The sequence below is a fragment of the Serinicoccus sp. JS2-9 genome (assembly GCF_059025165.1).
The window spans coordinates 2,571,451-2,595,757 of the sequence record NZ_CM180091.1 but is presented as its reverse complement, the minus strand read 5'-3'; the positions used below and the strand labels follow the sequence as shown (position 1 = coordinate 2,595,757).

At 72.7% G+C, this 24,307-nt stretch carries 22 protein-coding genes; 17 read left to right on the top strand and 5 right to left on the bottom strand.

Features of this window, described 5'->3' with window-relative positions; genetic code table 11:
* Nucleotide 1: 1 nt before the first annotated feature.
* Entirely contained in the window at nucleotides 2-859 is an 858-nt protein-coding gene (locus AC5PYY_RS12565) for a PAC2 family protein (protein ID WP_493897145.1), read from the top strand.
* Nucleotides 860-869: 10 nt separating this feature from the next.
* Here the strand turns inward: AC5PYY_RS12565 and AC5PYY_RS12560 are convergent, their stop codons facing one another.
* The gene (locus AC5PYY_RS12560) at nucleotides 870-1,718 is read right to left on the bottom strand and encodes a RecB family exonuclease (protein WP_493897144.1); all 849 of its coding nucleotides are present in this window, start codon (nucleotides 1,716-1,718) and stop codon (nucleotides 870-872) included.
* A gap of 81 nt (nucleotides 1,719-1,799) precedes the next feature.
* Between AC5PYY_RS12560 and AC5PYY_RS12555 the strand changes: the two genes are divergently transcribed.
* From AC5PYY_RS12555 to AC5PYY_RS12540, 4 genes are read left to right on the top strand one after another with little or no spacing between them, the layout of a single operon-like run.
* The gene (locus AC5PYY_RS12555) at nucleotides 1,800-2,906 is read left to right on the top strand and encodes a site-2 protease family protein (RefSeq protein WP_493897143.1); all 1,107 of its coding nucleotides are present in this window, start codon (nucleotides 1,800-1,802) and stop codon (nucleotides 2,904-2,906) included.
* Between the two features lie 9 nt (nucleotides 2,907-2,915).
* The gene (locus AC5PYY_RS12550) at nucleotides 2,916-3,929 is read left to right on the top strand and encodes a tRNA (adenine-N1)-methyltransferase (protein ID WP_493897142.1); all 1,014 of its coding nucleotides are present in this window, start codon (nucleotides 2,916-2,918) and stop codon (nucleotides 3,927-3,929) included.
* A complete protein-coding gene (gene arc, locus AC5PYY_RS12545; protein WP_493899374.1) occupies nucleotides 3,812-5,572 on the top strand; it encodes a proteasome ATPase in 1,761 nt (586 codons plus the stop codon). Before AC5PYY_RS12550 ends, arc begins: the two co-directional genes overlap by 118 nt.
* A 20-nt stretch (nucleotides 5,573-5,592) precedes the next feature.
* Nucleotides 5,593-7,635, top strand: a complete 2,043-nt coding sequence (locus tag AC5PYY_RS12540; protein WP_493897141.1) for an MFS transporter — start codon at nucleotides 5,593-5,595, stop codon at nucleotides 7,633-7,635.
* A gap of 69 nt (nucleotides 7,636-7,704) precedes the next feature.
* On the opposite strand, the gene AC5PYY_RS12535 is transcribed toward AC5PYY_RS12540, so the two are convergent.
* Both AC5PYY_RS12535 and AC5PYY_RS12530 read right to left on the bottom strand, forming a co-directional pair.
* Nucleotides 7,705-8,211 carry a DUF3817 domain-containing protein gene (locus AC5PYY_RS12535; RefSeq protein ID WP_493897140.1) on the bottom strand — a complete coding sequence of 169 codons (507 nt, stop codon included), beginning with the start codon at nucleotides 8,209-8,211 and terminating at the stop codon, nucleotides 7,705-7,707.
* Between the two features lie 12 nt (nucleotides 8,212-8,223).
* A complete protein-coding gene (locus AC5PYY_RS12530; protein ID WP_493897139.1) occupies nucleotides 8,224-9,258 on the bottom strand; it encodes an alpha-hydroxy acid oxidase in 1,035 nt (344 codons plus the stop codon).
* A gap of 69 nt (nucleotides 9,259-9,327) precedes the next feature.
* Between AC5PYY_RS12530 and AC5PYY_RS12525 the strand changes: the two genes are divergently transcribed.
* The 6 genes from AC5PYY_RS12525 to AC5PYY_RS12500 all read left to right on the top strand — a co-directional run bounded on the left by AC5PYY_RS12525 (nucleotide 9,328) and on the right by AC5PYY_RS12500 (nucleotide 14,483).
* Complete coding sequence (locus tag AC5PYY_RS12525) at nucleotides 9,328-9,615, top strand: hypothetical protein (RefSeq protein ID WP_493897138.1); 288 nt, start codon at nucleotides 9,328-9,330, stop codon at nucleotides 9,613-9,615.
* A gap of 76 nt (nucleotides 9,616-9,691) precedes the next feature.
* Nucleotides 9,692-11,245, top strand: coding sequence for a depupylase/deamidase Dop (dop, locus tag AC5PYY_RS12520; protein WP_493897137.1), 1,554 nt, complete (start codon nucleotides 9,692-9,694; stop codon nucleotides 11,243-11,245).
* Between the two features lie 9 nt (nucleotides 11,246-11,254).
* Nucleotides 11,255-11,458 carry a ubiquitin-like protein Pup gene (locus AC5PYY_RS12515; protein WP_493897136.1) on the top strand — a complete coding sequence of 68 codons (204 nt, stop codon included), beginning with the start codon at nucleotides 11,255-11,257 and terminating at the stop codon, nucleotides 11,456-11,458.
* A gap of 65 nt (nucleotides 11,459-11,523) precedes the next feature.
* Nucleotides 11,524-12,891, top strand: a complete 1,368-nt coding sequence (gene pafA / locus AC5PYY_RS12510) for a Pup--protein ligase (protein ID WP_493899373.1) — start codon at nucleotides 11,524-11,526, stop codon at nucleotides 12,889-12,891.
* Nucleotides 12,892-12,956: 65 nt separating this feature from the next.
* A complete protein-coding gene (locus AC5PYY_RS12505; RefSeq protein WP_493897135.1) occupies nucleotides 12,957-14,009 on the top strand; it encodes an FKBP-type peptidyl-prolyl cis-trans isomerase in 1,053 nt (350 codons plus the stop codon).
* A gap of 75 nt (nucleotides 14,010-14,084) precedes the next feature.
* Nucleotides 14,085-14,483, top strand: a complete 399-nt coding sequence (locus tag AC5PYY_RS12500; RefSeq protein ID WP_493897134.1) for an FKBP-type peptidyl-prolyl cis-trans isomerase — start codon at nucleotides 14,085-14,087, stop codon at nucleotides 14,481-14,483.
* 25 nt (nucleotides 14,484-14,508) lie between these two features.
* On the opposite strand, the gene AC5PYY_RS12495 is transcribed toward AC5PYY_RS12500, so the two are convergent.
* Both AC5PYY_RS12495 and AC5PYY_RS12490 read right to left on the bottom strand, forming a co-directional pair.
* The gene (locus tag AC5PYY_RS12495) at nucleotides 14,509-15,852 is read right to left on the bottom strand and encodes a cation:proton antiporter (RefSeq protein WP_493897133.1); all 1,344 of its coding nucleotides are present in this window, start codon (nucleotides 15,850-15,852) and stop codon (nucleotides 14,509-14,511) included.
* A complete protein-coding gene (locus AC5PYY_RS12490; RefSeq protein ID WP_493897132.1) occupies nucleotides 15,849-17,138 on the bottom strand; it encodes a DUF3866 family protein in 1,290 nt (429 codons plus the stop codon). The genes AC5PYY_RS12495 and AC5PYY_RS12490 overlap by 4 nt, the downstream gene beginning before the upstream one ends.
* A 56-nt stretch (nucleotides 17,139-17,194) precedes the next feature.
* On the opposite strand from AC5PYY_RS12490, the gene AC5PYY_RS12485 reads away from it, so the two are divergent.
* Genes AC5PYY_RS12485 through AC5PYY_RS12460 form a run of 6 tightly spaced genes read left to right on the top strand, consistent with a single transcriptional unit; the run spans nucleotide 17,195 to nucleotide 24,250 of the window.
* Nucleotides 17,195-18,211 carry a helix-turn-helix transcriptional regulator gene (locus AC5PYY_RS12485; RefSeq protein ID WP_493897131.1) on the top strand — a complete coding sequence of 339 codons (1,017 nt, stop codon included), beginning with the start codon at nucleotides 17,195-17,197 and terminating at the stop codon, nucleotides 18,209-18,211.
* Nucleotides 18,211-19,191 carry a helix-turn-helix transcriptional regulator gene (locus tag AC5PYY_RS12480; protein ID WP_493897130.1) on the top strand — a complete coding sequence of 327 codons (981 nt, stop codon included), beginning with the start codon at nucleotides 18,211-18,213 and terminating at the stop codon, nucleotides 19,189-19,191. The genes AC5PYY_RS12485 and AC5PYY_RS12480 overlap by 1 nt, the downstream gene beginning before the upstream one ends.
* A 55-nt stretch (nucleotides 19,192-19,246) precedes the next feature.
* Nucleotides 19,247-19,528, top strand: a complete 282-nt coding sequence (tatA, locus tag AC5PYY_RS12475) for a Sec-independent protein translocase subunit TatA (RefSeq protein WP_493897129.1) — start codon at nucleotides 19,247-19,249, stop codon at nucleotides 19,526-19,528.
* Nucleotides 19,529-19,565: 37 nt separating this feature from the next.
* On the top strand, nucleotides 19,566-20,393 hold the full coding sequence (tatC, locus tag AC5PYY_RS12470) for a twin-arginine translocase subunit TatC (protein ID WP_493897128.1): 828 nt from the start codon (nucleotides 19,566-19,568) through the stop codon (nucleotides 20,391-20,393).
* On the top strand, nucleotides 20,390-21,289 hold the full coding sequence (locus AC5PYY_RS12465; RefSeq protein ID WP_493897127.1) for a diacylglycerol/lipid kinase family protein: 900 nt from the start codon (nucleotides 20,390-20,392) through the stop codon (nucleotides 21,287-21,289). Before tatC ends, AC5PYY_RS12465 begins: the two co-directional genes overlap by 4 nt.
* Nucleotides 21,290-21,304: 15 nt before the next feature.
* Nucleotides 21,305-24,250, top strand: a complete 2,946-nt coding sequence (locus AC5PYY_RS12460) for a DEAD/DEAH box helicase (protein WP_493897126.1) — start codon at nucleotides 21,305-21,307, stop codon at nucleotides 24,248-24,250.
* The last annotated feature ends 57 nt before the right edge of the window (nucleotides 24,251-24,307 follow it).

The following is a 24,307-nucleotide window of genomic DNA, read 5'->3' as shown; positions in this document are numbered from 1 at the left end:
CATGATCGAGCTGCACGACACCGGTGAGCTGCGCGACCCGATCGTCATCGCCGCCTTCGAGGGGTGGAACGACGCCGGAGAGTGCGCCTCGGGGGTCGTCGAACACCTGGCCCGCGTCTGGGACGCCGAGGTGGTCGCCGCGGTGGACCCCGAGGAGTTCTACGACTTCCAGGTCAACCGGCCGCAGGTGCTCAGCGTGGACGGCCGACGGATGATCCGGTGGCCCACGACGCGGGTCATGCTCGCCAGGGACACCCCGGTGGGGCGCGACGTGCTGCTCATCCTCGGCATCGAGCCCTCGGTGCGGTGGCGCACCTTCGCGGGCGAGCTGCTGCGCTATCTGCTGGACCAGGGCTCGACGCTGCTCGTCGTCCTGGGAGGACTGCTCGCGGACGTCCCCCACACCCGTCCCATCCCCGTCAGCGTCACCTCCGAGGACGCCGACCTGCTCGCCGAGAGCGACGACATCGAGCGCAGCACCTACGAAGGACCCACCGGCATCGTGGGCGTGCTCTCCGACGAGGCCCGCCAGCACGACCTTCCCACCCTGTCCTGCTGGGCGGCCGTCCCGCACTACGCCGGAGGGGCGCCCTCGCCGAAGGCCTCGCTCGCCCTGCTGGGGCAGGTCGAGGAGCTGCTCGACTGCGTCATCGACGACAGCGCCGTCTCCGAGGCGTCCCAGGCGTGGGAGCGTGGCGTCGACGAGCTGGCCGCGACCGACGACGAGGTGGCCGACTACGTCCGCCAGCTCGAGGAGGCGCAGGACACCGCCGACCTGCCCGAGGCCCAGGGTGATGCGATCGCCAAGGAGTTCGAGCGCTACCTGCGACGCCGCGACGACGGCACTCCGGCCGGCTGAGCGCAGGGGTTCAGTCCCCGTCGTCGGCCCGGGCGCTGGTGCGTCCGGCCGACCGCGGGTCCAGCGCCAGCTGGGTGGCGTGCTCCGGCAGCGCGGGCGGGGTGCCGCCCCAGGCCGGGCAGACCGCCTGGTGGGCGCACCAGCGGCAAGACGCACCACGTCGGGGAGTCCAGTCACCGCTGCGGGCGACCTGCTCGATCGCCGCCCACAGCGCCCGGATCTTGCGCTCGGTGGCGAGCAGCTCGGCCTCGGTCGGGTCGATCCAGAGCACGGTGCCGTCCCGTGGATAGACCAGTTGCAGGCGCGAGGGCAGCACGCCTCGGCTGCGCCACAGGGCCAGCGCGTAGAACTTGAGCTGGAACAGCGCGCGGCCCTCGAAGGTCTCCGACGGCGCCCGCCCGGTCTTGTAGTCGACGACTCGCAACCGGCCGTCCGGCGCCGCGTCCAGCCGATCGACATACCCCCGGATGACCAGGCCGTCCAGGTCGGCCTCGACGTAGAGCTCGCGCTCGGCGGGCTCCAAGCGGGTCGGGTCCTCCAGGCGGAACCACTTCTGCAGCAGCGTCTCGGCGTCGCCGCAGGTCTCCTCCTGCGCCAGCTCGGCCAGCGTGGGCTCCGCCTCGAGCATCCGGGTCCACTCGCCGGGGACGAGCGAGACGGCAGCGTCGGGAGTGCGCTCCTGAGGGGGCAGGTCGAAGAGCCGCTCGAGGACGGCGTGGACGAGGGTGCCCCGCGCGGCGGCCGCGCTCGGGGGCTCGGGCAACCGGTCGACGACCCGGAAGCGGTAGAGCATCGGGCACTGCATGAAGTCGGCGGCACGGGAGGGCGACAACGCCCGGGTCTGCACCGCCTGATCCATGGTGCTGCACTCTACGCAGCAGCACCGACAGGTCCGCCGGGCCGGTGAGGTCTGTCAGACAGGGCGGCTACGCTCGCCGCCATGGACAGATCACCGGGCTGGCGCATCGGCACGCTGTCCGGCGTCCCGATCTACCTCGGCCGCAGCTGGATCCTCGTCGCGATCCTCATGGTCGCCCTCTTCGGCCCGACCGTGTCGCGGATCATGCCCGAGCTCGGGCCGCTGAGCTTCGTCGTCGCCCTGGCTTTCGTGGTGCTCCTCCTGGTCTCGGTGCTGGTCCACGAGGCCGCGCACGCCCTCATGGCGCAACGGGTGGGCTTCGGCGTGTCCCGGATCGTCGCGGACTTCTGGGGTGGCCACACCGCCCATGACGGGGCCGGAGGCACCCCCGGCCGCAGCGCCGCGGTGGCGGTGGTGGGGCCGCTGTCCAACGCGGCGCTCGCGCTGCTCGGCTGGTGGTTGGTGTCAGGACTGCGCGGCGGCGACATCGGCGTCGTCCTGCTGCTCGCGTATGCCGTGGCGTGGGCCAACACCTTCGTCGCCGTCTTCAACCTCATCCCGGGGCTGCCCCTCGACGGTGGCTACCTGCTGGAGTCCTTGGTGTGGGCGGTCTCCGGCAACCGGCACCTGGGCACCATGGTCGCCGGGTGGTTCGGCCGCCTCGTCGTCGTCCTGGTGGGCCTCTACGTCGTCGTGCCACCGCTGCTGCAGGGCGCCGAGCTCAGCATCACCCGGCTGGCCTGGGCCGGCCTCATCGGGCTCTTCCTGTGGCGGGGCGCGAGCCAGGCGATCCGGGTCGGGCGGCAGGGCCTGCAGGCCTCGCGCCGCAGCGTCTCGGAGGCCGCCCACCGCCCCGGCCTGGTCCAGACGGACGCGCTGCTGCACACGGTCCCGTGGAACGATCACCCCCTCTGGGTGCTGCTCGGTCCCGACGGTCAGCCGGAGGGTCTGGTCGACCCACCGGCGCTGCAGGAGGTGCCCCGGGAGGCGTGGCCCGCCACTCCGGCGTCGGCGGTCGGGGTGCGGCTGCCGGAGGGGTGGGCGGTCCCGATGGACCCTGAGGCCCGGCTCGACGGCGTCATCGACGTGATGCGCTCCAGCGGCTCGGGGATCCTCGCGCTGCTGGACGCCGACGGGCGCCCGTGGGGTGTGGTGAGCGCCCACGATGTCGTCGGTGGTCGCTCGTAGACTGACCCGGTGAGCAGGCCGACAGGCGCCGAACTGCGGCGCGGACCTTTCCGGGCGGGCGACCGTGTGCAGCTGACCGACCCCAAGGGCCGGCTGCACACGATCACGCTCGAGGAGGGCAAGGAGTTCCACACCCACCGCGGCCACGTCAAGCACGACGACCTCATCGGGTCCCCCGACGGCTCGGTCGTCCGGCACACGTCGGGCGCCGACTACCTCGCGCTGCGCCCGCTGCTCTCCGACTTCGTGCTGTCCATGCCACGCGGCGCCCAGGTCGTCTATCCCAAGGACGCCGGGCAGATCGTCACGTATGCCGACATCTTCCCGGGTGCGACGGTGGTCGAAGCCGGGGTCGGGTCGGGGGCTCTGTCCCTGTCGCTGCTCCGGGCGGTGGGCGAGCACGGACGGTTGCTCAGCTTCGAGCGGCGCGAGGACTTCGCCGACATCGCGCGCGCCAACGCCCGCACCTTCTTCGGCGCCGACCACCCGGCGTGGACCGTCACCGTCGGCGACCTCGTCGAGGCGCTACCGCCGGCGGTGGAGCCGGGCACCGTCGACCGGGTCGTGCTCGACATGCTCGCCCCGTGGGACTGCCTGGAGGTGGTGGCCCAGGCGCTCGCCCCCGGCGGAGTCCTCATCTGCTACGTCGCCACCACGACCCAGCTCTCCCGCGTCGCCGAGACCGCCCGGGTCGCCGGGGGGTGGACCGAGCCGCAGGCGTGGGAGTCCCTCGTGCGCGGGTGGCACCTTGAGGGCCTGGCGGTCCGGCCCGAGCACCGGATGCACGGGCACACCGGCTTCCTGCTCACGCTGCGTCGACTGGCCCCCGACACCGAGGCGCCGCTGCGCAAGAAGCGCCCGGCACCGGGTGCCTACGGTGAGGACTACACACCGGCTGACGGCGACTGGGGCCCTGCGGACCTCGGCGAACGTCCCGTCTCCGACAAGCGCCTGCGCCGCACCCGGCGCGATGCCGAGGCGACCGCGGCGCGGACCCGGCCCGACGAGGGGGACCCAGCGTGACCGAGCAGACGACGAGCCGCGAGCGGCACCTGCAGCAGCAGGTGCAGACCTTGTCCAGCCGGGTGTCCGAGCTCAAGGCTCAGAATGACGCCCTCACCACCACGCTCAAGAGCGCCAAGGCTCAGATCGTCGGGCTGCGCGAGGACCTGGACGCCCTCGCCACCCCGCCGCTGACCATGGGGCTGGTGCTCCGCCTTGTCGGAGACGGCACCGCCGACGTGTCCGTCTCCGGGCGGCGGATCCGGACGCTCATCTCCTCCGAGGTCGACACCGCCGAGCTGCGCCCAGGACGCGAGGTCCTGCTCAACGAGGCCCAGTCGGTCGTCGGGGTGGGTGACTACGAACGCGCCGGTGACGTCGTCCTCTGCAAGGAGGTGCTCGACGACGGGCGGCTCACGGTCGTGGTGCGCGGCGAGGACGAGCGCATCGCGCGTCGGGCCGGCACGGTGCTCGAGGAGCCCATCCGCATCGGCGACGCCCTGCTGCTGGACTCCCGCACCGGTTTCGTGACCGAGCGGATCGAGCGGCCCGAGGTCACCGAGCTCATGCTCGAAGAAGTGCCGGACATCTCCTACGACGACATCGGCGGGCTCACCGGGCAGATCGAGCAGATCCGCGACGCGGTCGAGCTGCCGTTTCTCCACGCCGAGCTCTACGAGAGCCACCAGCTGCGACCGCCCAAAGGCGTCCTGCTCTACGGCCCTCCCGGCTGCGGCAAGACGCTCATCGCCAAGGCGGTGGCCGCGTCCCTGGCCCGGCAGGCGGCCGCGCAGCGCGGCTCGGACGAGAGCGCCGTCGCCCGCAGCTACTTCCTCAACATCAAGGGTCCGGAGCTGCTCAACAAGTACGTCGGCGAGACCGAGCGGCACATCCGCCTCATCTTCCAGCGGGCCCGGGAGAAGTCGGCCGAGGGTGATCCCGTGGTGGTCTTCTTCGACGAGATGGAGTCGTTGTTCCGGACCCGCGGCTCGGGGGTGTCCTCCGACGTCGAGACGACGATCGTGCCCCAGCTGCTCGCCGAGATCGACGGGGTCGAGCGGCTCGACAACGTCATCGTCATCGGTGCCTCCAACCGGGAGGACATGATCGACCCCGCGATCCTGCGCCCGGGCCGGCTCGACGTCAAGATCAAGATCGAGCGGCCCGACGCCGACGGTGCCCGCGACATCTTCGGCAAGTACCTCACCCCTGGGATCCCGCTGCATACCTCCGCCGTGGAGGCCCACGGCGGCGACCCGGAGCGTGCCGTCGGTGCCCTCATCGACGGTGTGGTCGGGCGGATGTATGCCGTGTCGCCGGCCAACGCCTTCCTCGAGGTGACCTACGCCGGCGGCGACAAGCAGGTCCTCTATTTCCGCGACTTCGCCTCGGGCGCGATGGTGCACAACATCGTGGACCGCGCCAAGAAGCTGGCGATCAAGGACTACCTCACGCTCGGGGAGGAGGGCCTCACCGAGGCGCACCTGGAGCAGGCCTACCTCGACGAGTTCAAGGAGAACGAGGACCTGCCCAACACGACCAACCCGGACGACTGGGCCCGGATCTCGGGCAAGAAGGGCGAGCGGATCACCTACATCCGGACCCTCGTGGGCGATGCCACAGGCACTCACCCGGGCCGCTCGGTCGACCTCGGCGAGCGGTGAGGGTGGCCTAGGATCGGCGGGTGAGCGCCCCCGCAGACGAACGCACCAGCACCCCGTCCGAGCCGGAGCGCAGCGCCTCCCAGAGCACCCGGACCACGGCGATCATCGTCGTCCTCGCGTTCTGCGGGACTCTGGTCTCGCTGCAGCAGACGCTGGTGCTGCCGCTGCTGCCGGACTTCCCCGAGATCCTGGACACGACCAGCGACAACGCGTCCTGGCTGGTCACTGTCACCCTGCTCACCGCGGCGGTCGGCACGCCGATCGTCTCGCGCCTCGCCGACATGTTCGGCAAACGACTGATGCTGGTCGTCTGCATGTGGGCGGTCATCGCCGGGTCGGTCATCTCGGCGCTCTCCGCCGACCTCGCGCTCGTGGTCACGGGGCGGGCCTTCAGCGGCCTCGGGGCCTGCCTCGTGCCCGTCGGGATCAGCATCATGCGCGACCACCTGCCGGCGGAGCGCGTCGGCTCCGGCGTCGCGCTCATGTCGGCGACGCTGGGCATCGGCGGCGCGATCGGTATGCCGCTGGCCGGGTTGATCTATCAGAACTTCGACTGGCACGCGCTGTTCTACGTCTCCGGCGGGTTCGCAATCGTCATGCTCGTCGCGGTGCACCTCGTCGTCCCGGAGTCGACCGTCAAGACCCGCGGACGCTTCGACTACGTCGGTGCGCTGCTGCTGTCGGTCGCCCTGACCTGCTTCCTGCTGGCCGTGAGCAAGGCGGGCAGCTGGGGCTGGGGTTCGCCGATCACGCTGAGCCTGCTCTCCGGTGCGGGGCTGGTGCTCGCGGCCTGGGTGCCCTGGGAGCTGCGGGTGGGGCAGCCGCTGGTCGACATCCGCACCTCGACCCGCCGCACGGTGCTGCTCACCAACGCCGCCTCGGTGCTCATCGGCTTCGCGATGTTCGCCAACTTCCTCACCTCGGCCCAGCAGGTGCAGATGCCGGCCGAGACCGGATATGGCTTCGGGCTCTCGGTCATCTCGACCGGGCTGGTCATGCTGCCGTCCGGCCTGCTCATGGTGGCGATGTCGCCGGTGTCCGCCAGCCTCATCACCCGCTTCGGCCCCAGGGCCGTGCTCATCGCCGGTGCCGTGACCATCGCCATCGGCTTCATCGGGCGCTCGCTGCTGCACCGCAGCGTGCTCGAGGTCGTGCTCACCTCCAGCATCGCCTCGCTCGGCACCGCGCTCGCCTTCGCCGCGATGCCGACGCTCATCATGCGGGCCGTGCCGATCACCGAGACCGCGTCCGCCAACGGCCTCAACACCTTGCTGCGGTCGCTCGGGACGTCCTCGGCGTCGGCGCTGGTCGCGGCGGTCTTCGCCGCCTCGATGATCACCACGGCGAGCGGGGAGCAGGCGCCGCGCTTCGAGGCATACCAGCTCATCTTCTGGGCGGGTGCGGGAGCCTCACTCGGTGGCGCGCTCATCGCGGCCTTCATCCGGCGCCCCCAGCGCGCGCTTGCCGACGTCTCCGAGGGCGACCCGGCCGCGCCGGTGGGGGAGCGGACCGAGGTCAAGCTGGGTGGCGAGCTGCCCGAGCTGTTGGTGCGCGGCCACGTCGTCGGGCCGCAGGGCCGACCGCTGCGACAGGCCGTGGCGACCGTGCTGCGCCCGGACGGACGCCACATCGACTGGGGACGGACCGACCACAACGGCCGCTACACCCTGGCGCTGCCCGGGCCCGGCCCCTACCTGCTGGTGGTCTCCGCGGACGGCTGGGCACCGCAGTCCGCCCTGGTCGAGCTCGCCGTCGGCCACCAGGAGGACGTGATGATGGCCAAACGGCTGCTGCTGTCCGGTCGCATCCTCGACGACGGGGCGCCGATGGAGGGCGTGCTCATCTCCCTCATCAAGCACTCCGGGGAGTTCGTGGGCACGGCGCACACCGACGAGGACGGGCACTACGAGATCGGTCTGCCACCGCCGGGACGCTACGTGCTGACGGCCGTCGACCACGAGACCGGCCGCACCCGCTCCCGGGCCCTCACGGTCCTGGCGACGTCGACGACCCTCGACCTCGACATCGTCACCGGAGTGCCGCGACCGCGGGTCGACGCCTGAGGCGACGAGAGCAACCATTCGCGACGCTCGGTGGGGCGGAGAGCAACCACTCGCGACGCCCGATGGGTCTCAGGCGGCGAACCACTCGTCTGGTGGGCCGAGCGCCAGCAGGCCGCTGAAGACCGCGGCGACGAGCACGATCCCCACCAGCGCCGCGGGCACCGGGTGCCGCACGACCCAGGCGACCACGCGCCCGACCGACCCGTCCGCGGGCTCGGCGCGCAGCCGCCAGGTCGGACCGAGCAGGCCCTGACGGTCCGCCCAGCGCTCGAAGGGGATCGTCGCGTAGGGCACGACCGCACTCACCCACCCGGTGACGATCCGCGCGGGACCCCACCGCTGGTCCACGCCGACGAGCAGGGTGACCAGGCAGTAGGCCAGGAAGACGAAGCCGTGCAGCCCGCCGCCGATCCGCACCCCGAGGTCACCCAGGGCTCCGAGGTCGAGGACGTACTTGCCGAGCATCCCGAGCAGCAGCAGCGTCCAGGTGGCCGCCTCGGCCACGGCGAGGACGCCGAAGAGACGCCGCGGGCTGGTCGCGCTGGTGGCTCGGGTCGGGGTGGTCGTCGCGCTCATCCGGTCATCGTCTCACCCCAGGAGACCCGCCTCGCGCAGCTTGGCGACCGAAGACTCCCCGGCCAGGCGCAGCGCCTCCTCCAGCTCCGAGCGCCACGTGTCCTGCCACTGCCTGACACCTTCCTGGCCCTCGACCAGCGCGAGCACCGGGGCCCGTCCGGCGAAGGCCAGGTCCGCACCGCCCGCGAGCGCGAGGAGCACGTCCAGCCCGCTGCGCAGGCCCCCGTCGACATACACCTCGGCGTCGTCGCCGACGGCGGCCCGCACCTCGGGAAGGGCGACGGCCGTGGGGACGACGCGGTCCAGCTGGCGCCCGCCGTGGGTGGACACCCACACCGCCGCGGCTCCGGCGTCGAGGCAGCGCCGGGCCTCGTCGCCGCGCAGCACGCCCTTGACCACCAGGGGCAGCCCGGTCCGGTCCCGGAGCCAGCCGAGATCGTCGGGGGAGAGGTCGGCCGCCTTCTGCGCACCGGGAACACTCTCGGTGCCGGGCGGGAAGTTCACGCGCAGCAGAGCCGGGTCGGTGGACTCCCAGACCGTGCTGCCCGCATACCTCTTGGTGCTGACCACCGGGGTGTCGACGGTGAGAACGACGGCCCGCGCCCCGCACGACACCGCGCCCTCCAGCACGGGCAGCGAGCGCTCCCGGTCCTGGGTGAGGTAGGCCTGCAGCCACCACCGGACACCCGTGGCTCCGATCGCGGCGAAGGGGGAGCCGGCGTTGCTGGAGACGACGAGCAGCTGGTCTGCCGCCGCGCAGGCGCGGGCCATGGCGACCTCACCCTCAAGGTGCACGGCACGCTGCAGGGTGGTCGGGGCGACCGCGAAGGGCACCGCGACCTCCTCGCCCAGCGCCCGGGCCGTGAGGTCGACCTCCCGGACGTCACGCAGCACCCGGGGCCGGAGCCGCAGCCGACGCCAGGCGCCCTCCGCCTCGGCGGCGCTCAGCCCCTCCCCGGCCCCGGTGAGCAGATACTCCAGGACCGGGGCCGGCAGCGCGCCCCGGGCACGGTCGACGGCCTCCTCGTAGCGGTAGCTCGGGCTCACCCCCGGCACGCTACCGACGCGTCCCCCGGCGTCGACCTCGGGCGGCCCCGGACCGGTAGCGTGACTCGCGTGAGCCACGTGCTGGAGGGCCGTGCCCCAGGGAGCGTGCTGGGCTTCCCGACGATCGGGCGCCATCTCGACTCTCCAGCACCGGGGCGGTTCTCGGCGCTCACCGTGGTCGGCGTCGTGCGCGGGCAGCACGTCGTCGTCCCGATGACCGGGATCTGGGACCACCTGCTCTCCTTCGCCCAGCTGCTCGCCGAGCAGCTCTTCGAGCGCTGGGACTCCTTGCCTCCCTTCCCACCGGGCCGGCACCCCGGTGTGCTCGATGAGGCTCTCCAGGCCGCCACTTGGTGATCCGTCACCCGCGCCACCGCGGGGACGCCCCGCCGCAGGTCGGTGCTCGAGGTCCCACCGTGCGAGGATCGCGCCCATGGGAGTCAGCCGGGTCATGGGCATCGAGACCGAGCTGGGGATCACCAGCACCCAGGTGGACCCGGCGGGGCAACCGGTCACGCCGATGGTGCTCTCCGGCCAGGTCGTGCAGGCGTATGCCGCGGCCTCACCCGCAGGCGCGGCTCTCCCGGCCGGCGCGGGCTGGGACTACGCCGACGAGACCCCGCTGCGCGACGCACGCGGCTTCGAGATGGCGCGCGCGCTGGCGCACCGCTCCCAGCTCACCGACGTGGACGACCCCACGATCGCGACCTCCGTGCTGTCCAACGGCGCACGGTTCTACGTCGACCACGCCCACCCGGAGTACTCCTCGCCCGAGGTGACCACCCCTCTGGAGGCGGTGCGCTACGACCGGGCGGGGGAGCAGGTCGGGCTCGCAGCCCTGGCCCAGCTCGCCGCGGAGGGGCGCGAGGTGCGCCTCTACAAGAACAACGTCGACGGCAAGGGGGCCTCCTACGGCACGCACGAGAACTACCTCGTGCCGCGCTCGGTGCCCTTCGAGCGGCTGGCCGCGCTGCTGCTGCCCTTCCTCGTCGCCCGACCCGTCATCGCGGGGGCCGGGCGGGTGGGGCTCGGGCAGGCCAGCGAGCGGCCCGGGTTCCAGCTCTCGCAACGGGCCGACTACCTCGAGGCCGAGATCGGCCTGGAGACGACGCTGCGCCGTCCCATCGTCAACACCCGGGACGAACCGCACGCCACCCCTCACCTGCACCGTCGGCTGCACGTCATCGTCGGCGACGCGACGATGGCGGACGTGACGACCTACCTGGCGGTGGGCTCGCTCTCGGCGGTGCTGCGGGTCGTGGAGACCCACCCCGGCCTGCTCGACGGCCTGGCGCTCGCGGACGCCGTCGCCGCCGCCCAGGCCATCAGCCACGACCCGTCCCTGACAGTGACCGTGCCCCTCGCGGACGGGCGGGCGCTGACCGGGCTGGACCTGGTGGAGGCCCATTTGCAGGCGGCAGAGAGTGCTCACGACAGCGGGCACGAGGCGTGGGAGGGTCCCGGCCGCGAGGTGAGCGCGGGCGTGCTGCGGCGGTGGCGGTCGGTCCTCGACACGCTTCGCCGCGACCCGGCCGACGCCGCCGGTCAGGTCGAGTGGGTCGCCAAGCAGCGCCTCCTCGAACGCTTCCGGGAGCGGGCTGGCAGCGGGTGGGACGACCCGCGGCTGGCGGCCATGGACATCCAGTGGCACGACCTCGACCCCGGCCGCGGGCTGGCCCAGAAGCTCCGCGCCGCGGGGCAGCTCGAGCGGCTGGTCGGCGACGACGCCGTCGCGTCGGCGGTCACCGACCCGCCGGTCGACACCCGCGCCTGGTTCCGGGGGGAGTGCGTCCGGCGCTACGGCCCGGAGGGGGGAGTGCGCGCCGCGTCCTGGGACTCCGTGGTCGTGCTCGACGGCCGCGGCACCCCGCGACGGGTGCGGCTGCCGGAGCCGACCAGCGGCACCCGGGCCGCGACGGAGGAGCTGCTGGCACGGCATACCTCGGCGGAGTCGTTGCTCACCGAGCTGGCGAGCGAGGACGTCTAGGATCAGGTCATGTCACAGCAGCAGTTCGACCGGCACAGCCGCGGGGGAGACGGGGACGGCCCGGAGGCGCCCGAGCCACCGCCCGCCGCCCCGGCGGTCCAGAGCACCCAGCGCGACGCGGCCCTGGACTCTCTCCTCGACGAGATCGACGGCGTCCTGGAGACCAACGCCAGCGAGTTCGTGCACGGGTTCGTGCAGAAAGGCGGCGAGTGAGGTGACGCCGCACCGGGCCGGCGCCAGGGGAGGGCGGAGATGATCGGGCCGTGCTGACCCGGGTCATGGGCGTCGAGACCGAGTTCGGCGTCAACGCCACGTTCCGGGGCGGGTCCCGGCTCTCGCCCGAGGAGGTGGCTCGCTATCTCTTCCGCAAGGTGGTGGCCTGGGGCCGCAGCTCCAACGTCTTCCTCTCCAACGGCTCGCGGCTCTACCTCGACGTCGGGTCGCACCCGGAGTACGCCACCGCCGAGTGCACGGATCTGCTCGACCTCGTCGCCCACGACCGGGCCGGTGAGGCGATCGTCCAGGATCTCGCCGACGACGCCGAGCAGCGGCTCGCCGAGGAGGGCTTCGAGGCGACCGTCTACGTGCTGAAGAACAACGTCGACAGCCGCGGCAACTCCTACGGCTCGCACGAGAACTACCTCATCGAGCGGCGCACCCGCATGGAGCGGCTCACCGATCTGCTCGTGCCCTTCCTCATCACCCGGCAGCTGGTGACCGGGGCGGGCCGGCTGCACGTGGTCGAGCAGCGCGCGACCTACCTCGTCTCCCAACGCGCCGATCACATGTGGGAGGACCTCAGCTCGGCGACCACCCGGTCCCGGCCCATCATCAACACCCGTGACGAGCCGCACGCCGACCCGGAGAAGCACCGGCGGCTGCACGTCATCGTCGGTGACTCGACGATGAGCCAGACCACGACGATGCTGCGGCTCGGCTCCACCGACCTCGTGCTCAAGATGCTCGAGGCCGGCACCGTGCTGCCCGACCTGGTGCTGGCCAACCCGATGCAGGCCATCCGCCAGGTGAGCCGGGACCCCACCGGGCGGACCGCGCTGGCCCTGCGCCGCGGTGGCACCGTGACCGCCCTGGAGCTGCAGCGCGAGGTGCTCGGACTGGTCACCCGCTATGCCGAGGGCGCGGGACTGGAGAAGGCTGCGCCATACCGTGACGTGCTGGAGCTGTGGGAGCGCGGGCTGCACGCCATCGAGACCGACCGGCTCGACCTCGTGGACACCGAGATCGAGTGGGTGATGAAGAAGAAGCTGCTCGACTCCTACGCGACACGGCACGATCTGGAGCCCTGGGACGAGCGGCTGCAGCAGCTCGACCTCGCCTGGCACGACGTGCACGCCACCCGCGGCCTGGTCCGGATCCTGGAGCGCTCCGGCGCCGCGCGCACGGTCGTCGACGAGGAGCGCGTCCGGCGCGCCGCGACCGAGCCGCCGGAGACGAGGGCACGGCTGCGGGGCGACTTCGTGCGTGCGGCGCAGGAGCACCGGCGCGACTTCACCGTCGACTGGGTCCATCTCAAGCTCAACGACGCCGCCCAGCGCACCGTGATCTGCAAGGACCCGCTCGCCAGCGTCGACCCCCGGGTGGACGAGCTCATCGCCCACATCCGAGGCGGCGCACCTCACACCTGACGCCCAGGTTGACCGGGGTAGTCTGGCAGGGTTGCCCCCTTTCGACGACAGCAAAGGACGCGCACGTGCGCTCTTCCCGTCAGCGGTTCCTGTGTGCCGCGGCCACGGCCGCGGCCCTCATCTCGATCGCGGGTTGCAGCCCCGAGTCCGGTGGGGGTGACACCGACGCCGCGGGCACCAGCGGGCCCGACGACGCGGCGGCGACGTCCGGCGCTCCGAACGGCGACCTGGCCGACGTCGGCGTGGACACCGACGGTGAGACTCCCGCGTTGACCTGGGACGACGAGCCCTTCGCGGACGGCGACCTGCCCTTCGTCGCGGGCGCGACCGAGGTGGCCGAGGTCACCGCGGGTGACGGCGACGAGGTGGGCGACAACCACGAGGTCCAGGTCCGCTACCTCACCGTCAACGGGACCGACGGCGCCGAGCTGGTCTCCACCTTCACCGAGGACGAGTCGGTGACGATGGACCTCTCCGACGAGGCGCTCTTCCCCGCCTTCCGAGAGCAGCTGCCCGGCAGCCAGGTCGGCGACGAGCTGCTCATGGCCATCCCGGCCGCCGACGCCTTCGGCGAGATGGGCAATCCCCAGCTGGGTGTGGGCCCCACTGACACGCTCCTGTTCTACCTCGAGATCGTCTCCACGGGGGAGCCGCTGACCCAGGCCGAGGGGGAGGAGGTCGAGCCCGAGGAGGGCCTGCCCACCGTCGAGGCCGACGGCACCAGCCCCGCGCAGATCGACGTCGAGGGCGTCGAGGCTCCCGAACGCCTGGTCGTGCAGCCGCTCATCCGCGGCGAGGGCCCGGAGGTCGTGGCCGGGCAGACCCTCAAGGTCCACTACACGGGCGTGAAGCTCTCCGATGGCGAGCAGTTCGACTCCTCGCTCATGGAGGGGCGCGGTGAGCCCTTCGAGTTCCAGGTCGGTGGCGGCCAGGTCATCACCGGGTGGGACGAGGGCCTGGTAGGTCAGACCGTCGGCTCCCGCGTGCTGCTCGTGATCCCGGCCTCCATGGCCTACGGCGAGGCACCGGCGGAGGACGCCGCCGAGACGGCGGTCCCGGGCGACGAGCTGCAGGGCGAAGACCTGGTCTTCGTCGTGGACATCCTCGGCGCCTACTGACCGGCAGCCTCGCCTGCCACTCCGGCAGCCTGGCCCGCTCGCCTACGATGCGTCATACCGACACCAGGAGGATCCATGACTGACTCACCCTTCGGCCGCGTCCAGAAGGCCAAGCCCGAGATCGACTTCCCCGGCGACACCCCGCCGGAGGAGCTCGTCGTCGAGGACCTCGAGGTCGGCAAGGGCGCCGAGGCGACCGCCGGCTCCACGATCTCGGCGCACTACGTCGGCGTCGCCTGGTCGACCGGCGAGGAGTTCGACGCCTCGTGGAACCGCGGTCAGCCGCTCACCTTCACCGCCGGGGTCGGCCAGGTCATCCAGGGCTGGGACCAGGGTCTGCTCGGCATGCGGGTCGGCGGTCGCCGCAAGATCACCATCCCGCCGCACCTCGGGTATGGCGATCGCGGCGCCGGCAACGCCATCAAGGGTGGCGAGACGCTGATCTTCGTCGTCGACCTCGTCGACGTCGCCTGATCGCGGAGGCGTGCGGCTGCGGACCTCAGTCCCGCAACCGAGCGCGGTCGCGCTCCAGCCGCGACATGACGGGCGTGACGAGCACCCCGTGCAGCACGACCGACAGGACGATGGTGAAGACGCAGGTGGCCCAGAGCCACCGTTCGCCGGTCCACGCGGTCTCGGAGAGGGCATACGCGAGGTAGTAGAGCGTGCCGACGCCGCGGATGCCGAAGAACGCCGTGATCTCGCGCTCACGCGGTGCCAGGGGCCGGTGCGCGGGCTCGGCGAGCCGCCACCCTCCGACGGCCAACGCGACCCAGCCGGCGACGGGGCGGATGACCAGCACCAGGCTGACGCCCACCAGCACCCCACGCCAGTCGAGGAACTGCAACGCACCGTCGGTCAGCGCGATGCCCACGAAGAGCAGCACGATGAGGGTGAACAGGCGCTCCAGGCGCTCGACCACGCCGTGCATGTGCTCGTGGAACTCGTGCCGCCGGGCGCGTGATCGCATCGTCATGGCGCAGACGACGACGGCGAGGAAGCCGTATCCCTGGACCACCTCTGCGACGCCGTAGGCGAGCAGCATCGCCGCCAGCGCCAGCAGCGACTCGCCCTGCTCAGCCAGCCGGAGCGCGCGACCTCGGGACCGGAAGGCGAGGTAGGCCATGAGCCACCCCACGCCGACTCCGACGATGACGCCGAGGACGATCTTGCCGACCAGCTCCCAGGCGAGCCAGCGCAGGCCCCACTGGCTGAGCGGTCCCATCGTCGCCAGGAAGATCGCCGCGTAGACGAACGGGAACGCCAGGGCGTCGTTCAGTCCCGCCTCGGACGTCAGGGCGAAACGAACCTCGTCGTCGTCGGTGATCTCATCTGGGCTGACCTGGTCGCTCAGCTCCTCCTCGCCGTCCGTGCGCCGGGTGATCTTCGGCCCGCCCACCTGGACGTCCCCGGCCAGCACCGGGTCGGTCGGGGCCAGCACGGCACCCAGCAGCAGGGCGGGAGCCGCCCCGATCCCCAGGCCCCACCAGCCGAGCAGGAAGACTCCCGCGATGGTCAGCGGCATCGCGATGCCCAGCAGCTTCCAGGTGGCGGCCCACGTCCGCCACGAGGCACGTCGGCGCAGGGAGAGCGGTCGGTCCAGCGCGAGGCCGACACCCATGAGGGCCAGGAGCACGGTCAGCTCCGTGACGTGCTCGATCATCTCGCGCTGATCGGTGGGGTCGAAGGCGAACCCCGAGCCGAAGGGGAGGAGCCCGACCAGCGCACCGACGAGGATGAGCACGACCGGTGCCGAGAGCCACGCCCGGGTGAGGAGCGTCGGCAGGGCGACGGCGAGGAGCAGCACCACACCGCCGAGCAGATAGACGAGATCGGAGGTCATCGCTCACCCCCGCTATCGGACGCCACGTCCGGGTCGGAGCAGCGCAGCAGGCGAGCGGAGTGCCGGCCGGCAGCGGCGGCGGCGAGGAAGCTGGCCGCGTCGTCCTCAAGGCCTCGGCCCATGGTGCTCAGGGCGACGGGGGCCTGGCGCAACTCCTGGAGCAGCCCCTCCGTCGGCACCTCGACGGGACGGAGGTGTGGGGCGGACGCGACGAGGTCGTGCGCCTGGGCTCGGACGGCGTCGAGGCAACGCCGCCGGCTCTCGGAGTGACCAGACCAGGCTGCTGGACCGGGCAGACCAGGCTCTCGGACAGGACGGACGAGGCTCTCGGAGTGAGCAGACGGGGCTGCCGGATCGGGCACACCAGGCTCTCGGTCGGGTGAGGGGTGGGGGTCGGGGTGGGGGTCGGGGAGGGGGATGACGAGGTCGGCGGGGTGGGCGAGGACCCGGCCGAAGGCGGTGGCGCTGTGGTGGGACAGACCCTGGTGCCGCTCGCGGGCGTCGGCCTGGGAGACGCGCAGGGCCGCGACCGGCCGGCCGCCGAGGACGGCGGCTGCGTTGAGCGCCTCACCCGCCGCCACTCCGGAGAAGCCCCAGCGGGTCTCGGTGCCGAGGTTGCCCGGGCCCTGGATCACGACTGCCACATCGGCGCCGACGACGTGTCGGGCGGCCAGCAGCGCCGTGTGCACGGTCACCGCCTCCAGGTCACCCCCGAAGGCCTGACCGGCCGTGATCGTCGCGGCCAGCCAGCCCGCCTCCCGCAGCCCGGCGACGGTCCGCGACCAGGCCAGCGGCAGCGCCCCGCCGTCGGTCATGACGTAGGCCACCCGGGCGTCCGACCGCTCGGCCCGGATCCCGGCCAGCACCGCCGGCAGGGCCGAGTGCAGGTCGGTGGCCACCACGGGCAGGCCGTCGAGGTCGTCGGCATCCCGGAGGAGCGCGTGGTGCGCACCCTCCGGGTCGTCCACGCCCAGGACCATCGGTTGCAGCGGGGTGTAGCGCGCCTTGACCAGGTGCCCGGGCACAGACTCGCCCCGATCGTCGGGCCAGGCCTCCGGCCGGTCCGGCAGGGCGACGACGACGGCATACCCTCCGGTGCCCAGCCCGCGGTCCAGCGCGGTCGTGTTGAGGAGCACCCGGTCGCCGGGCTCGGGCTGGCCGACGAGCTCGGGGTAGGCCACCGCCCGCACCGGCTCAGCCACCCCCGCGACGGACACCTCGAGGATGCTCGCGCCCTCCCAACCAGGCAGCAGCGCCACCACCTCGCCCTGACGCCACCGGATCACGGGGCCAAGCCTCGCAGATGCCGGATCGGGGCCGACCGGACGGTAACCTCGTCGGCATGGCGAAGAGCACCACCTCGGGGCCGAGCCCGGCCGCGGCGAAGACCGAGCGGCTGCTCAACCTGGTCATCGCCCTGCTGCACACCCGGCAGCCGCTGTCGCGCGCCAAGCTGCGCCAGGCCGTGCCGGACTACGCCGACAGCACCCCCGAGGCCTTCGAGCGGATGTTCGAGCGCGACAAGGACGAGCTCCGGGCGCTGGGCATCCCGCTGCGCACCGAGCCGATCGACCCCTTCTTCGACGACGAGCCCGGCTATCGCATCGACGAGCGGGAGTACGCCCTCCCGGAGATCGACTTCGCCCCTGACGAGCTCGCCGTGCTCGGTCTCGCGGCGCGCGCGTGGAGCCAGGCCAGCCTCGCGGGTCCGGCGGCCCAGGCCCTGCGCAAGCTCGACGCGGCCGGGCTGGTCCGGGACGAGGCGAGCGTCGCCGGCATCGAGCCGCTGCTGCATACCCCCGACCCGGCCTTCGAGCCGGTCCGCGACGCGGTGCTGTCGCGCACACCGCTCACCTTCGACTACCGCGGGTCCGGCGGCGCTCAGGTCACCAGTCGCCGCGTGCAGCCGTGGGGACTCACCAGCTGGCACGGCCGGTGGTATCTCACCGGGCATGACCTCGACCGCGACGCCCCGCGCGTGTTCCGTCTCGACCGCGTGCTCGGCCGGGTCGCGCGAGCCGGCCGCTCCGGAGGGTATGACGTCCCTTCCGACCATGACGCCGTCGCCATGATCCGGCGCAGCGCGGGCGAGACACCCGAGAGCGGGCAGCGCGTCCGCCTCCGTGTGCGGCGTGGCGCCGCCGCGTCGTTGCGGGCGCGGGGCGAGGGCGAGTCGGTGCCCGCGCCGCAGGAGGGGTGGGACGACCTGGAGCTGCGGGCCGGTTCGCTGCGTCGGCTGGCCCGCGAGATCAGCGCGGCCGGGCCCCAGGTGCAGGTGCTCGAGCCGGACGAGCTGCGAGAGCTGGTGCGCGACCAGCTCGCGGACGTGCTCGCCGCGCACGGGGGCGGGGCGGTCTGATGGCGACCTACGAGAGCGCGACCTCGCGCCTGTCCCGGATGCTGACGATGGTGCCGTGGCTGCTGCACCGGCAGGGCATCGACCTGGCGCGGGCCGCCGCCGAGCTGGGCGTCTCCGAGCAGCAGGTCGTCGACGACCTGCAGGTGCTCTTCCTGTGCGGCCTGCCGGGGCACTATCCGGACGACCTCATCGAGGCCTCCTGGGAGGACGGCCGGGTCTTCGTCGGCAACGCTGACACCATCGCCCGCCCGCTGCGGCTGGGCCGCGACGAGGCGCTGGCGCTCACGGTGGCGCTGCGCGCCCTCGCGGCCACCCCGGGGCTGGCCGAGCGGGACGCGATCGACCGCACCCTGGCCAAGCTCGAGGCCGCCGCCGGCGAGACGGGTGGATCCACCGACCAGGTGCGGGTCGACCTGGAGCAGCCGGTCGACGAGGAGCTGGCCGGACGGATCCGCACCGGCCTCACGCAGCGGCGCCGGCTCCACCTGCGCTACACCTCCGCCAGCCGCGACGAGACCACCGAGCGCGACGTCGACCCGCTGCGGGTCCTCTCGGTCGACGGTCGGTGGTACCTCGAGGGCTGGTGCCACCGCGCCCACGACATCAGGCTGTTCCGGCTGGACCGCATCGAGGCGCTCGAGGTGCTCGACACCGGAGCCACCGCGCCCGAGGAGCTTCCCGCGCGCCCGGTCGCCAGCGGCGTCTACCGCCCCGACCCCGACGACCAGGTCGTGACGCTGCACCTCGAGCCCCGCTCGGCCTGGGTCTCCGAGCAGATCCCGGCCGAGGAGGTGCAGCCTGCCGAGGACGGCACCGTGCTCATGCGACTGCGGGTCGCCGACCCGCACTGGCTCATCCGGTTGGTGCTGCGCGAGGGCGGGGGAGTGCGGGTGCTCGAGCCCGCGACGGTGGTCACCGCGGTCCGCGACGCGGCCACCGCCGCGCTGGCGGGGAACCCCACCGACGGTGCCGACCGCTAGACTGGGTGGCGCACACCGCCGCGACCTGCGGCATACCCCGAGAGAGCAGGAACTCATGCGTCTCCAGGCCTGGCACGTCGTCGTCCTCATCGTCGCGTTCGTCCTCCTCTTCGGCTGGAAGAACCTCCCCAACATGGCCCGCTCCATGGGCGAGTCCATGCGCGTCTTCAAGTCCGAGGTCGACCAGATGAAGGACGAGGGCGAGGCCCGCAAGACCGAGAAGGACGCCGAGCGGCCGGCCCTGGACGAGCGCAGCGACAGCGGCGACACCGCCCGCGCCGAGTACGACGCGATGAAGCGTCGCGAGGGCAGCGGCGACGGCACCAGCGGCGCCTGAGCGCCCACCGACGCCCGCCGGCACGGCATACCCCCACGTGGCCCGCACCCGCCGCGCCCCGAAGCGCACCAAGGACCCCGAGGGTCGGATGGCGCTCGCGGAGCACTTCCGTGAGCTGCGCAACCGGCTGACCATCAGCATCATCGCGATCGCGGTGCTGTCGGTCGTGGGGTGGTACTGGTACGCCCCGGTCATCGACTTCATCTCGGCTCCCGTCGAGGCGGTGCGCAACAGCGAGGGCGACCGCATCATCAGCCTCAACTTCGCCGGTGTGACCGACGCCTTCACCATGCAGGTCAAGGTCGCCCTCTTCATAGGGATCGCGCTGGCCAGCCCGATCTGGCTGTGGCAGATCTGGGCCTTCCTCCTGCCCGGGCTGACGGGCAAGGAGAAGCGCATCGCCCTGGCCTACTTCTTCGTCTCCATCCCGCTGTTCTTCGCCGGGGCCGGGATGGCGGCCTCGACCTTCCCGCGGCTCTACGCCATCCTCCTCAGCTTCGCGCCGGAGGGTTTCAGCAACATCCAGAACGCCAGCCAGTACCTCACCCTCGTCCTCTACTTCTGCCTCGCCTTCGGCATCGCGTTCCTGCTTCCGGTGGTGCTCGTCGCCCTCAACCAGATCGGGATCCTCCCGGCGCGGATCATGTTGCGGGGGTGGCGCGTCGTGCTCTTCGGCATCCTCGTCTTCTCCGCCTTCATGACCCCCGACCCGAGCGCCTTCAGCATGCTGCTCATGGCGGCTCCCGTCTTCGCGCTGTACTGGTGCGCGGTCGCCTTCGCCTTCTTCCTCGAGCGGCTGCGCCGGCGCAAGGGTGGCGACCGCTACGCCGGGCTCTCGCCGGACGAGGCGACCCCGCTCTCATGAGGTATGCCGTGGCGCACGGCAGGCGGGCCGGCGTCACGCGCGGGAGGAGCGTCGCGCTCGCGGAACGCGCCGTGGCGGAGTTGCGCGGGGACGGCCACGAGGTGGTCGAGGTCATCGCCGCACACGTGGACGAGGCCCGATCGACGTGCCGAGCCCTCGTGGCCGACGGTCTGGACGTGCTCGTCGTCGCCGGAGGAGACGGCGCGGTGAGCATGGGCACCGACGTGTGCGCCGGGAGCCGCACGGCGCTGGCGGTCCTGCCCGACGGCACCGGCAACGACAACGCCCGCTCCCTCGGGCTGCCGCTGGGCGACGCGGATGCGGCGCTGCGGACCCTCCGCGCGCACCGCACGCGGACCGTGGACACCCTGCACCTGCCTGACCTGGATCGTCACGCACTGGCCTCGGTCTGCTGCGCGCTCGACGCCCGGATCGCGGGACGGGCCGACGGCTGGCCACGCGCGCTGGGCTCGGTGTCCTACACGCTGTCGGCCCTCGTCGAGATCGCGCTGCTGCGCCGCCAGCCCCCGTTGCGGTTCCGACTCGCCGTCGACGGCGGCCCGGCGCAGGAGCTGGAGGCGCTCGTGCTCGTGCCGGCCAACATGCCGTTCTTCGGGGGCGGCCTGCCGATCGCGCCCGACGCCGACCCTGCCGACGGGCTCCTCGACCTCGTCCTGGTCCGCCCGGTCACCCCGGCCGAGGCGCTCGGCGTGCTGCGCGCGGTCCGGGCGGGACGGCATACCTCTCATCCGGCGGTGCGGATCAGCCGGGCGCAGAGCGTGCACGTCGAGGGACCGGCCGACCTGGCCGCCCACGCGGACGGCGAGCCGGTGGCGCCGCTGCCCCTGACCGTCGAGACCGACCCCTCGAGCCTGCGGGTCGTGGTCCCCGGCTGACGTAGCCTGGGTCACATGCCCAGCCCCGCAGAGCGTTACGCCGCCTCTCGCGCGCGGACGGCCTGGCAGGCCACACCTGCCGGACGCTTCACCGCCTCCCTCGGCTTCGAGCTCGACCCCTTCCAGCTCGAGGCGATCGAGGCGGTCCAGGACGGCGCCGGCGTCCTCGTCGCGGCCCCGACCGGTGCCGGCAAGACGGTGGTCGGCGAGTTCGCGGTAGCGCTGGCGCTCGAGACCGGGCGCAAGGCGTTCTACACCACCCCGATCAAGGCGCTGTCGAACCAGAAGTACCACGACCTCGTCGCCCGGCACGGCGCCGACCAGGTCGGGCTGCTCACCGGCGACTCCTCGATCAACGGGGAGGCGCCCGTGGTCGTCATGACGACCGAGGTCCTGCGCAACATGATGTATGCCGCGTCCCCCACGCTCGAGGGCCTCGGCTTCGTCGTCATGGACGAGGTGCACTACCTGGCCGACCGCTGGCGCGGCGCGGTGTGGGAGGAGGTCATCATCCACCTCCCGGAGTCGGTGCAGGTGATCTCGCTCTCGGCCACGGTGAGCAACGCCGAGGAGTTCGGCGACTGGCTCCGGCAGGTACGCGGCCGGGGCAACCCCGACTCGCTGCGCGTCATCGTCTCCGAGCACCGGCCGGTGCCGTTGTGGCAGCACATGATGGTCGGCCAGCGGCTCTACGACCTCTTCGTCACGGACGGGACCCGGGCCGTGCCGGGCAGCGACGGCACCACCCGGGTCAACCCGGAGCTGCTGCAGGCGATCTCGGCGGCGGAGCGGGCGAACCGGGCCGAGGGTGGCTGGCGCCGCGACGACGCCGGTGGCCCGCGCGGCCGACGCGGTGAGCCACGCAGCGGGGGTCGTGGCGGGGCTGGGCGCGGCGGCCGCCGGCACGACCGCGGCAGCAACACCAACTCCCGCGGCCGCGGCTACCGTGACGCGCGCGGCTACAGCACCGGGGGTGACGAGGGTTTCGCCCGCGGCGCGCTGCCCGGCGGCGTGGCGAGCCGCGCTCAGGTCATCGAACGGCTCGATCGCGACGGGCTCCTCCCGGCCATCACCTTCATCTTCAGCCGGGCCGGGTGCGACGCCGCGGTCCAGCAGCTGCTCGGTCGGGGCGTGCGCCTCATCCCCGAGGACCAGGGGCAGGCGATCCGCGACCTCGTCTCGGCGCGGGTGGCCGAGATCGATCCGGCCGATCTGGGGGTGCTCGGCTACCACGACTTCCTCGAGGGGCTGGCCCGCGGGTATGCCGCGCACCACGCCGGGATGCTGCCGCTCTTCCGCGAGGTCGTCGAGGAGCTCTTCACCGCCGGACGGGTGCGGGCGGTCTTCGCGACCGAGACCTTGGCGCTCGGGATCAACATGCCGGCCCGCACCGTGGTGCTCGAGAAGCTGGTGAAGTTCAACGGCGAGACCCACGCCCCGGTCACGCCGGCCGAGTACACCCAGCTCACCGGCCGCGCCGGGCGGCGCGGCATCGACATCGAGGGACACGCGGTCGTCCTCTGGCGCCGTGGGGTCGACCCGATGGATGTGGCCGGGTTGGCCTCGACCCGCACCTACCCGCTGCGCAGCAGCTTCCGGCCCAGCTCCAACATGGCCGTCAACCTCGTGGCGCAGTACGGCCGGCAGCGCGCCCACGACCTGCTGCAGGCCAGCTTCGCGCAGTTCCAGGCCGACCGGTCGGTCGTGGGCCTCACCACCCAGATCCGGCACCACCAGGAGGCGCTGGAGGGGTATGCCGAGGCGATGGCCTGCGACCGCGGCGACTTCCGCGACTACGGCCGGCTGCGGCACCGGCTCTCCGAGCTGGAGAAGAAGCAGTCCAGGCGGCGTCAGGCGCAACGGCGCAGCGACATCGCCGCGGCCCTGGAAGGGCTGTCGGCCGGTCAGGTGATCCATCTCGACGGGGGCCGCAAGGGGACGATGGCCGTCGTGGTCAAGCCGGTGCGGGGGAGTGCGGCATCCCCCGAGCCGACCGTGGTGACCTCCCACGGGCGGGTCCAGCGGCTCACGATCGCCGGCTTCCGGGACGAGCCGGAGGTCATCGGCGAGCTGAAGGTCCCCAAGAGCTTCAACGAGCGCAGCCCCAAGGCTCGCAAGGAACTCGCGGCAGCGCTGCGGGACACCGTCCGCGAGCCCATCCCCGGTCACCCCCGCGCGGAACGCACCCGGGCCGGTCAGGGCGCCGGGGCGGAGGTCCTCGGGGGCAGTGCCGCCCATGAGATCGACGACCTGCGGGCCCGGCTGAAGGCGCACCCGTGCCACGCCTGCCCGGACCGGGAGGACCACGCCCGGTGGTCCGAGCGGTGGTGGCAGCTGCGCAAGGAGACCGACGACCTGCAGCGCCGGGTGGCCACCCGGACCAACACCGTCGCCCGCACCTTCGAGCGGATCTGTGACCTGCTCTGCGCCATGGGCTATCTCAGCCCGGACGGTCAGCAGGTCACCGCCGAGGGCGAGCGGCTGCGCCGGATCTACAGCGAGCTCGACCTCGTCGTCGCCGAGGCGATCCGCAGCGGCACCTGGAGCAGGCTCACGCCGGCCGATCTGGCCGCCGTGGTCTCGGCGCTGATCCATGAGCCGCGGGGAGATGAGTCCGGGGAGCCGCCGACCCCGAGCGTGGAGGTCGCCGAGGCACTCGGCGAGATGGGGGCGATCTGGCGCGAGGTGCAGGCCGCCAAACTGACCCAGGAGCTCACCGGTGACCGTGAGATGGACCCGGGCATGACCTGGATGATGCACCGCTGGGCCTCGGGCCGCGGCCTGGAGGAGGTTTTGCGGGCGGGCGACCTCTCGGCGGGCGACTTCGTGCGCCGGGCCAAGCAGGTCGTCGACCTCCTGGGCCAGATCGCGCACGCCTCCGACGAGCAGCTGGCCCGCACCGCCCGCAAGGCCACCGACGCCATCCTCCGCGGCGTCGTCGCCGCCGACCGCCTCGACTAGCCAGACCTCCCTGCACCGAGCGCGCGTTCGTCACGCACCGAGCGCGCGTTCGTCCCC

What these genes read in the sequence shown, in the direction of transcription:
- AC5PYY_RS12565 (WP_493897145.1), top strand. Translation starts at nt 2, where the DNA reads ATGATCGAGCTGCACGACACCGGTGAGCTGCGCGACCCGATCGTCATC.
- AC5PYY_RS12560 (WP_493897144.1), bottom strand. Translation starts at nt 1,718, where the DNA reads ATGGATCAGGCGGTGCAGACCCGGGCGTTGTCGCCCTCCCGTGCCGCC.
- AC5PYY_RS12555 (WP_493897143.1), top strand. Translation starts at nt 1,800, where the DNA reads ATGGACAGATCACCGGGCTGGCGCATCGGCACGCTGTCCGGCGTCCCG.
- AC5PYY_RS12535 (WP_493897140.1), bottom strand. Translation starts at nt 8,211, where the DNA reads ATGAGCGCGACGACCACCCCGACCCGAGCCACCAGCGCGACCAGCCCG.
- dop (WP_493897137.1), top strand. Translation starts at nt 9,692, where the DNA reads ATGGGAGTCAGCCGGGTCATGGGCATCGAGACCGAGCTGGGGATCACC.
- AC5PYY_RS12515 (WP_493897136.1), top strand. Translation starts at nt 11,255, where the DNA reads ATGTCACAGCAGCAGTTCGACCGGCACAGCCGCGGGGGAGACGGGGAC.
- pafA (WP_493899373.1), top strand. Translation starts at nt 11,524, where the DNA reads ATGGGCGTCGAGACCGAGTTCGGCGTCAACGCCACGTTCCGGGGCGGG.
- AC5PYY_RS12500 (WP_493897134.1), top strand. Translation starts at nt 14,085, where the DNA reads ATGACTGACTCACCCTTCGGCCGCGTCCAGAAGGCCAAGCCCGAGATC.
- AC5PYY_RS12495 (WP_493897133.1), bottom strand. Translation starts at nt 15,852, where the DNA reads ATGACCTCCGATCTCGTCTATCTGCTCGGCGGTGTGGTGCTGCTCCTC.
- AC5PYY_RS12485 (WP_493897131.1), top strand. Translation starts at nt 17,195, where the DNA reads ATGGCGAAGAGCACCACCTCGGGGCCGAGCCCGGCCGCGGCGAAGACC.
- AC5PYY_RS12480 (WP_493897130.1), top strand. Translation starts at nt 18,211, where the DNA reads ATGGCGACCTACGAGAGCGCGACCTCGCGCCTGTCCCGGATGCTGACG.
- tatA (WP_493897129.1), top strand. Translation starts at nt 19,247, where the DNA reads ATGCGTCTCCAGGCCTGGCACGTCGTCGTCCTCATCGTCGCGTTCGTC.
- AC5PYY_RS12465 (WP_493897127.1), top strand. Translation starts at nt 20,390, where the DNA reads ATGAGGTATGCCGTGGCGCACGGCAGGCGGGCCGGCGTCACGCGCGGG.
- AC5PYY_RS12460 (WP_493897126.1), top strand. Translation starts at nt 21,305, where the DNA reads ATGCCCAGCCCCGCAGAGCGTTACGCCGCCTCTCGCGCGCGGACGGCC.